At 42.1% G+C, this 8,593-nt stretch carries 8 protein-coding genes; 3 read left to right on the forward strand and 5 right to left on the reverse strand.

Annotated elements, in window-relative coordinates; genetic code table 11:
• The 3 genes from ACWVCM_RS07170 to ACWVCM_RS07180 all read left to right on the forward strand — a co-directional run.
• Positions 1-850, forward strand: an 850-nt coding sequence (locus ACWVCM_RS07170) for a class I tRNA ligase family protein (RefSeq protein ID WP_455201043.1), incomplete at its 5' end; no start/stop codon positions are given.
• 243 nt (positions 851-1,093) lie between these two features.
• A complete protein-coding gene (locus ACWVCM_RS07175; protein ID WP_455201044.1) occupies positions 1,094-2,218 on the forward strand; it encodes an HD domain-containing phosphohydrolase in 1,125 nt (374 codons plus the stop codon).
• Positions 2,219-2,337: 119 nt separating this feature from the next.
• The gene (locus ACWVCM_RS07180; protein WP_455201045.1) at positions 2,338-3,507 is read left to right on the forward strand and encodes a cation:proton antiporter domain-containing protein; all 1,170 of its coding nucleotides are present in this window, start codon (positions 2,338-2,340) and stop codon (positions 3,505-3,507) included.
• Here the strand turns inward: ACWVCM_RS07180 and ACWVCM_RS07185 are convergent.
• The 5 genes from ACWVCM_RS07185 to ACWVCM_RS07205 all read right to left on the reverse strand — a co-directional run bounded on the left by ACWVCM_RS07185 (position 3,504) and on the right by ACWVCM_RS07205 (position 8,238).
• Entirely contained in the window at positions 3,504-4,292 is a 789-nt protein-coding gene (locus ACWVCM_RS07185; protein ID WP_455201046.1) for an HvfC/BufC N-terminal domain-containing protein, read from the reverse strand. The genes ACWVCM_RS07180 and ACWVCM_RS07185 overlap by 4 nt on opposite strands.
• A 36-nt stretch (positions 4,293-4,328) precedes the next feature.
• On the reverse strand, positions 4,329-5,201 hold the full coding sequence (bufB, locus tag ACWVCM_RS07190) for an MNIO family bufferin maturase (protein WP_455201047.1): 873 nt from the start codon (positions 5,199-5,201) through the stop codon (positions 4,329-4,331).
• 145 nt (positions 5,202-5,346) lie between these two features.
• On the reverse strand, positions 5,347-5,601 hold the full coding sequence (bufA2, locus tag ACWVCM_RS07195) for a BufA2 family periplasmic bufferin-type metallophore (RefSeq protein WP_455201048.1): 255 nt from the start codon (positions 5,599-5,601) through the stop codon (positions 5,347-5,349).
• 442 nt (positions 5,602-6,043) lie between these two features.
• A complete protein-coding gene (locus ACWVCM_RS07200; RefSeq protein ID WP_455201049.1) occupies positions 6,044-7,774 on the reverse strand; it encodes an EAL domain-containing protein in 1,731 nt (576 codons plus the stop codon).
• Between the two features lie 26 nt (positions 7,775-7,800).
• On the reverse strand, positions 7,801-8,238 hold the full coding sequence (locus ACWVCM_RS07205; protein ID WP_455201050.1) for a response regulator: 438 nt from the start codon (positions 8,236-8,238) through the stop codon (positions 7,801-7,803).
• Positions 8,239-8,593: the final 355 nt, after the last annotated feature.

Consider the following 8,593-nt stretch of genomic DNA (forward strand, 5'->3'; position numbering starts at 1 on the left):
AGCCGCTGACCGTTGGATCATGGCCCGATTGCAACAAACGGCTGATGAAATGAAACAAGCCTTTGCCAATTACCGCCTGGATCTGGCGGCACAAGCCATATACGATTTTACCTGGAACGAATATTGTGACTGGTACCTGGAATTATCAAAACCAGTGCTTAACGACGAAAATAGCAGTGAATCGTTGCAGCGCGGAACCCGCAAGACACTTGTCACTGTCCTGGATGCTATTTTACGTTTGTCGCATCCCATTATGCCGTTTATCACCGAAGAAATCTGGCAACGTGTTGCTCCATTGGTGGGAAATGCTGGCGAGACTATCATGAGCCAGGCTTACCCTGAACAGGATACGTCCTTACTGGATGCCGATGCTATTAAAGAAATGGAATGGGTGAAAAATTTTATCCTGGGTATTCGGAAAATTCGTGGCGAAATGAATATTCCACCGGGCAAACCACTGCCGGTGTTGTTGCAAAATGGCGATGCCGCTGATCAGCAATTATTGGAAAAACATCAATTGCTACTAAGCACACTGGCAAAAACAGAATCGATTCGGTGGCTGCAGGCTGATGATAAAGCACCCGAATCGGCTATCGCCCTGGTTGGTAACATGCGATTGCTTATCCCCATGGCTGGCTTGATCGATAAGGAAGCCGAAATTGCCCGCCTGAGCAAAGGTATCGAGAAACTGGAAAAAGATGTACAACGAATTACCAGCAAGTTAGAGAACGCCAACTTCGTGGATCGTGCTCCGGCCGATGTCGTAGAGAAAGAGCGGCAGAAATTAACCGAATTGCAGTCGGCACTCGATAACCTTCGCGCCCAACTGGAAAAAATCCAAAAACTGTAATAGATTCCTTTTACCATCCAAAATACACCAATTAACCTTTTATTAACAATGGGTTACGTACAGGTTGTCGCTTCATTTATTGCTCAATTCCACCCACTGAACTGCCGCTATATTATTTAGCTGAACACTAAATTACAGCTGGCATTTTATTAAAATTGCCAGCATGGTGTTTCAGCCTACCCCATTACAATACGCATTCTCGATTTATATGAAACCACCAACTGGGGGTTGGATCTCATCACTATGGCGCAACAACAGGTAACGCTTGGGCATGGCATTGAATCCCGTGTAATTAACGAATTCGTCGCCGAGTATAATGAAGCACACGCTGAAATCGAAACACTCCTGCTTACATTGGAGAATAATCCCAATGACGAAGATTTGCTTAACGACCTGTTCCGAAAAGTACACAGCATCAAGGGTAACGCTCATTTTATGGGGCTGGATGTAATTGCTGACTTTGTTCACGCACTGGAAAATATTCTGGATAAAATGCGCAAGCATGACTTGCTGTTTGACAAGTTATTAGGTGATGTAGTGCTGCATACCATAGACCATGTCGGCTTCCTCTGTAATAACTTGCGCACACAACAGTCTGTCGACACCAGCCTGACGCTTAAAATACAGGACCAGTTGCAGCAACTTGCCAGTGCAGGACAATACAATCTGCCGCAACATTGTCAACACGTCATTGATCTGTACCAGGGGAATCTATCCGCAACTGCGAAGGCTGGTATTTCGTCGCTTGGTGTGACAAACAATGTGAACCTGGTATCAGAAGAGTTAGAAGATTTACGATTCTTTTCCCAAATCATCGAAAGCGCAGAACGACGTTCACCTTTCTGGAACGGGCGATCACAACGCCTGTTAAATATTGCTCTGGAGATGAATAAAGAAAGTGGTTCCAAAGTGGATTCGGAACAATTGGAGGCTGCAGTTTATCTACACGATTTTGGCATGGCCTTTTTACCGCTGAATTTATTACATAAAGGTGAAAAATTAACCGAGGAAGAATTTCGTTCTGTGCAATTGCATGCTCGTATGGGAGCCGCGCTATTAGGCGACAATACCTATTGGTTACAGGCAACAGAGATAATTATTCAACATCACGAACGGGAAGACGGGAAAGGTTACCCAAATCGTTTAACGGGCGACCACATATGCGATGGTGCTAAAATACTTGCTATAGCAGATGCATTTGAAGCGATGACCAACCAAAGGGCCAATCGTGCGGCTAAACTCTCCTTTTCGCAGGCGATTAAAGAAATCAACCAGAATGCTGGAAGCCAATTTTCAGTGTACTGGGTAAAAATCTTTAACGATGTTATACGCAACAAAACCAGAAAAACTGACATTCCGTCAAAGTAGATCACAGTGGCAAATCAACTAGCCGGGTCAGCCGACTAATGCGGCTGTTTACTCCAATTTCCTGCTCGTCTGTTTCATAACAATATATAAAATCGACTAACATCATCTATTATTAGATTATGGCAACAGAATCGATCCTGTTTACCCTGTTTCTAATTTTTACGGGCGCTGCTGTTCTAGCAGCGTCCGCACTTTATGCGCGCCAGTCATTATTAGTGGTTTACATATTAGCCGGCCTTTTATTTGGCCCCTCCGGATTAAAGCTCGTAACTGATCCAGTCATCATTCAAGAGATTTCTCACATAGGAATTATTTTTCTTTTATTTTTAATGGGTATAAATCTGCCCGTTGACAAACTTCTTCACCTGGTGAGGAAGACTACTTTTATAACAGCTGTTAGTTCGCTGATTTTTTTTATTGTCGGATTTCTGGTTGCAGCTGGTTTTGGTTTTGGGCTCACAGAGGGATTAATAATGGGTGCGGCAGCAATGTTTTCCAGCACCATCATAGGCCTCAAACTATTACCGACTACTGTACTGCATCACCGCAAACAAGGTGAAATTATAATCAGCATACTTTTACTGCAGGATATTTTAGCTATCATCGTGCTAACCATACTGCAAGCCGGCGAAAGCAGTGAATTTCCATGGAAGGACCTGGCAATACTGTTTATTGCGCTATTAGGTATTTCTCTTTTTGCCTATTTATTTCATCGCTACATACTAATAAAAATAATTGCCCAGTTTGATAGAATTCAGGAGTTTATATTTGTTGTGACTATCGGATGGTGTCTTGGAATAGCGCAATTAGCAGCCAGCTTTAACCTGTCTCATGAAATTGGCGCATTCATCGCAGGCGTAGCGTTTGCCTCAAATCCGATCGCTTTATTTATCTCCGAAATGTTAAAACCACTGCGTGATTTTTTCCTGGTATTGTTTTTCTTCAGCCTGGGTGCCAACTTTCACATTGATGTCGCACAAACGGTTATTATTCCTGCTGCGCTGCTGGCCATATTATTGTTGATCATAAAACCGATTACATTTAAATTTTTACTGGAACGTACCAGCGAAAGCTCCGAGGATTCAAAAGAAATCGGCTATCGACTGGGACAGGTAAGTGAATTTTCATTACTGATTGCCGTACTTGCCATGGATATGCAAATCATTAGTATGAAAGCAGGTTACCTTATCCAGGTTTGTACAATATTGACGTTTATTGCGTCTTCATATGCCGTCGTATTTAAATATCCAACACCAGTTGCTGTGTCAGATAAACTGAGGCGGGATTAGTCAAATTCCAGGGAGGATACCATTCCGTATGTTATCCATGTTTTCAGAATCGTAGCCGCACGCATGGGAACCAGCTCAGCCTCTATACCCATATCCGTCAGGCGTTCACAGAGTTGCGAAAAATTATCATTATCATCAACGCCACGAAGCAAAACAACTTCATCAGCATCCATTGTTCGATATTGCGTCATTAGTTCCTGGCGCCACACAACACAACTTTCTTTATGTTCCAGCTTTTTCAATTCAGGAACAGGCTCATCACTGGTTGCCGCCTTCCACACTGGCAAAATATTCCACTCATAATCAAACCAACGTACCGAAGGATGGAGTTTAATTCGCAGTTCCGGCCATTTATCCGCCGGCACCTGCGCTGCATCAGCTTCCGTCATCACGGATGCATTTTCAGCATCAAATGCTTCGATAAAGGTCCATTCAAAAACCGCCAGTTCCTGCAGATAAGGATGGTCATTATAAGGTTTATGTTCGGCTAGAAATTGCGCCATGTACTGGCCAAACCAGCGCAATGAAGGAAATTTAGAGGGATATGTGTCAATGTATTGCGTACATAATCGGGTAAACTCCTCATCACCCAACATCACATGTACTGCTTCGTAATCCTGCTCCAGTGATTCAATTAATCGCGCATAGTAGGCATTTCCATAGATAGCGAGTCGCACATCAGCACCCAGACCATCTGATCCCGCAATAAGATCAACTATGGCAGGATCTCGCTCCATTAAATGCCGCTTGAATGCAGACTGCAAATCTTTAAGTACTGGATTCATCTATTGTCTTCTGTAAAACTTTTGCCGATACAAATATTACGCTGCGTTACTCAAGACTCTATTACCGATAGTACGCGCCTGGTTTAATTCTGTCATGAGTTCTTCAAAGGGTGGCATACGATCATCCCGTTCTATCATGGTAGCGACGGGTCCAAATTGCTGTAATGCCCTGGCATACAACTCCCAAACTGGATCAACCACGGGGTGGTCATGGGTATCTATAACATAATCACCATAGTCAGTATGACCTGCAAGATGAAACTGTTGAACACGATTTTCTGGAACACCGTTTATGTATTCCATACAATCAAAATTATGATTACGGCTACTCACATAGATATTGTTAATATCCAGCAACATCAGGCAATCCGCTTCTTCGACTATCCGCGAATAGAATTCCCATTCGCTCATTATTGAGTGTTTGTATGTCACATAGCTGGATACGTTTTCCAGTAAAATCTGCTGACCTAAATAATCCTGTACGACTTTCACCCTGTCCGCCACATGTTTTATCGCATCATCGTTATAGGGCAAAGGCATTAAATCATGCAAATTGTTTCCACCCTGCCCTGTCCAGCACAAATGATCAGACACCCAACGTGGTTGGGCACGATTTATTAATGTTTTTAAATCCTTCAAATAATTAAAATCCAGAGGATCAGTGCCGCCAATTGACATGGATACACCATGCATGACTACCGGGTAACGTTCACGAATCGCATCAAGGTAGTAAAGCGGTTTACCACCCTTGACCATGTAGTTTTCCGATAATATTTCAAACCAGTCTACTGGCGGACTGGTTTCTAATATTTCATCGTAGTATTCAGTGCGCAAACCTAAACCATAACCGAGAAAATTTGAATCTGGTTTCTTTATACTTGATTGAGAAGTGGATTCAGTGTGGGCCATAAATAGAGATCCAACATAGTGCTATCTAAAGCACGTCATTATACTTTTCTAAAACAGAATTTTTATGGTTCGAAGCTTCTGGCTAACAAACAAAGAGCAGGCTCACCACAACGGCTTGCCTGCTCTTTATTTTGCAAACCAGATATTACTCGCCAACTTTTCCGCCAGCTTTCTCACACTCTTCCTTGGAAGACATATTTAGAAAACCCTGGCCTTTACAAGATCCCTTACCTTTACACGCATTGTTGGCTGTTTTGCAATCATTATGGCCTTTACACTTGTTAACGCCATAACAATGTACTTTACCTTCGCCGGCAACCGTTACAGTCATAGGCGCCATTGCAAACATGCCAGCAGCAGCAACAGCTAAGGCGACTCCAGTAGTTTTAGTGACTTTCATAGACTCGTATCCTCCAAATAATAAGTAGATAGACTTTTGTTACGTGCACTGAATATACTCCACGAAAAATATCACAAACTTATCACGCTGCGAAACCCAGTGCTTAACAGTTGACGCACCATACCACTGATTGTTACCGCAAAACCACGATCAGATAAAAATTTCCGTTATCGATAAACCACAAATTCCTGGATTAGATTTGTCTATATTTCAGCCACAGATTTCTGTAACTATTTAAATAGCCTTTTAATTTATTGTTTTTAAAGGAATTTATTCATGTTTGTTAGAGAAAATTCGCACTAAAAATGGCTAATCGCCATCACGCCAATCGACGAGCCGCGAACGGATTGATGGAAAGCTGCACCTGGTATCGAGAGAGAATGGAATAAGTCAGAAAAAGGAATTATGAAAAAATTGTGTTTTATTATTTTGCGCAACTTTACTAGAGAGGCGTAACGACTTCATCCATATCAGTCTGTAATGGTTGCGGTGACTCCAGACCAAATCCCTGCACAAAATCCACACCTATTTCCTGTAATTGAACCAGTGTTTCGTCATTCTCAACAAATTCTGCAATCGTCTTTTTACCTGCAATATGTCCAATATGATTTATTGCTTCTACTATCGCTCGGTCCATCGGCTGTTCTTCCATGTGGGTTACAAAAGTACCGTCAATCTTGATGAAGTCAACCGGAATCGTTCTCAAGTATGCAAAAGAACTCACACCGGATCCGAAATCGTCCAAAGCAAAACAACAGCCATCAGAACGGATCTTGCTGATAAATTCCACCGCGTTGCTTAAGTGTTCAATAGCCGCAGTTTCTGTAACTTCGAAACAGATAATGTGTGGCATAATATTATATTCGTTTAACTTTTCCTTTACGAAAACATAAAAAGACGAATCACTCAATGACATTCCTGAAATGTTAATAAAATACGTCGGGTCTTTGGCCTTATCACCACCGTAATTTACAGTGAGGCTGGCCAGATAACTAAATACGTTCTCTATTACCCAGCGGTCTATTTTGGGCATTAAATTGTAACGTTCTGCGGCTGGAATAAAATCATCAGGGCTTCGTAAAGTGCCATCACGATCCATCAAACGAATTAAAAATTCACATCGCTCTGGATCAGTTGCTTTTGTACTAACAGGAAAGATAGATTGTTTATAGAGGCGAAACCAGTTTTCTTCCAGGGCATGATTGATCGTTGAAACCCATTGCATTTCACCATAACGTTTTGTCATCTCGTAGTCGAATTTGCGATATACCTTTATTCGATTACCACCCTGATCTTTTGCTGTATAACAGGCAACGTCTGCCGCGCTAAGAATCTCGTTAACACTGGTAACATTCTTCTGGTTGATTTCTACAAAACCAATACTTGCACCCACATGATACAGGTGTTCTTCCCAGTAAAATCGAAAATCCGTAATCATCTTGAGAATTTCCCTGGCGATTTCTTTGGCGTATGTATCCGGGCAGTTTTCCAGTAACACACCAAATTCATCACCCCCCAATCGTGCCAGGGTATCGCTTTCACGAATATGTTTTTTAAGCATGCCAGCCATTTGACGAATCAACTCATCCCCTGCGACATGACCGGCTGTGTCGTTAATGATTTTAAACTGGTCGATATCGATGTACATGAACACATGCGATTGATTCCGTTCCTGGCTCAAGTTCAATGCACGCTGCAGGCGCCGCTCCAGCTCCGCTCGATTAACCAAATTAGTTAGCGGATCATAACTGGAAATATAATTTAAAGCGTCTTCAGCCTCGGCACGAGCGGCTCTGGATTTGGCTTCGTTTAACTCTCTTTCAATCGCAGGAATAAGACGAGCCATGTTGTCTTTCATAATATAATCCTGCGCACCGGCTTTCATCGCCGCAATGGCTGCCTTTTCCGGAATCAAGCCAGATACGATAATCACAGGTATATCCACACCCATATCTTTGACGGTGGCAATTACATCACCGGAATTAAGCTCCGGCATATAATGGTCAGTGATAATTAAATCCCAGGTGTGATTTAACAGGGAAGCTTTCAACGCGTCAATTACGCAAACTCGTTCATAATCGGGTTCGTAACCTTGGCGTTTTAGTTCTCTTACAAGAAGGAGCGTATCATTTTCAGAATCATCCACTATCAAAATACGTAGCGATGTATTCATATATGTAGTTCCCTATGACTTCGTTGTTATAGTTGAGGTGCTTGATTTAATACTAGCCAATAAAGCCCCAGTTGTCTTACGGCTTCAATAAATTGCTCAAAATCGACAGGCTTTCTTATATAACTGTTTACGCCTAACTCATAACCGGAAATAATATCGCTCTGTTCATTGGACGAAGTTAGAATAACAACGGGCAATAATTTAGTACGATCGTTCGCTCGTATGCGTTTAAGCACTTCCAGGCCGTCCACTTTCGGCAACTTTAAATCCAGTAAAATTAATTCCGGTAGATGTTCCGGTACGCGATTATTATAACTGCCTTCGCAAAATAAAAAATCCAGAGCTTCCACCCCGTCCCTGGCCACAACCACTTCATTTAGCAAGTTATTTTTCTTAAGTGCACGTAGAGTTAGTGTAACGTCATCCGGATTATCCTCCACCAGGAGGATGGTCTTATCTGACATTCATCCGCTCCTTTACTATAGGCTATTAATCCCATAGAGGTTAAATTATAGCCCGTAAGTTAACAGATTGCCTAAAAGATTTATTTGTAACGATATCTATCTTATTTAACTACAGTATTTAATCGGCGATTTCAGCTCTACGTGCGATTTATAGTTTTAGATATATTGATCGCTGTAACTACGTAGTTTACTCGAATGACATAACTAATACAGGCTCTCTGTTAGTTATAACAACGCTGATGACCGTTATCCGTTTACTCGATGACGCCAACTGATGTCACGAGTGGTTTATTTGTCAACTCGCACTCTCAATGAGGTATGGTTAACTCAAAACAAGCCCCTATTTCCAGGTTAG

This window comes from Kaarinaea lacus (assembly GCF_975902315.1).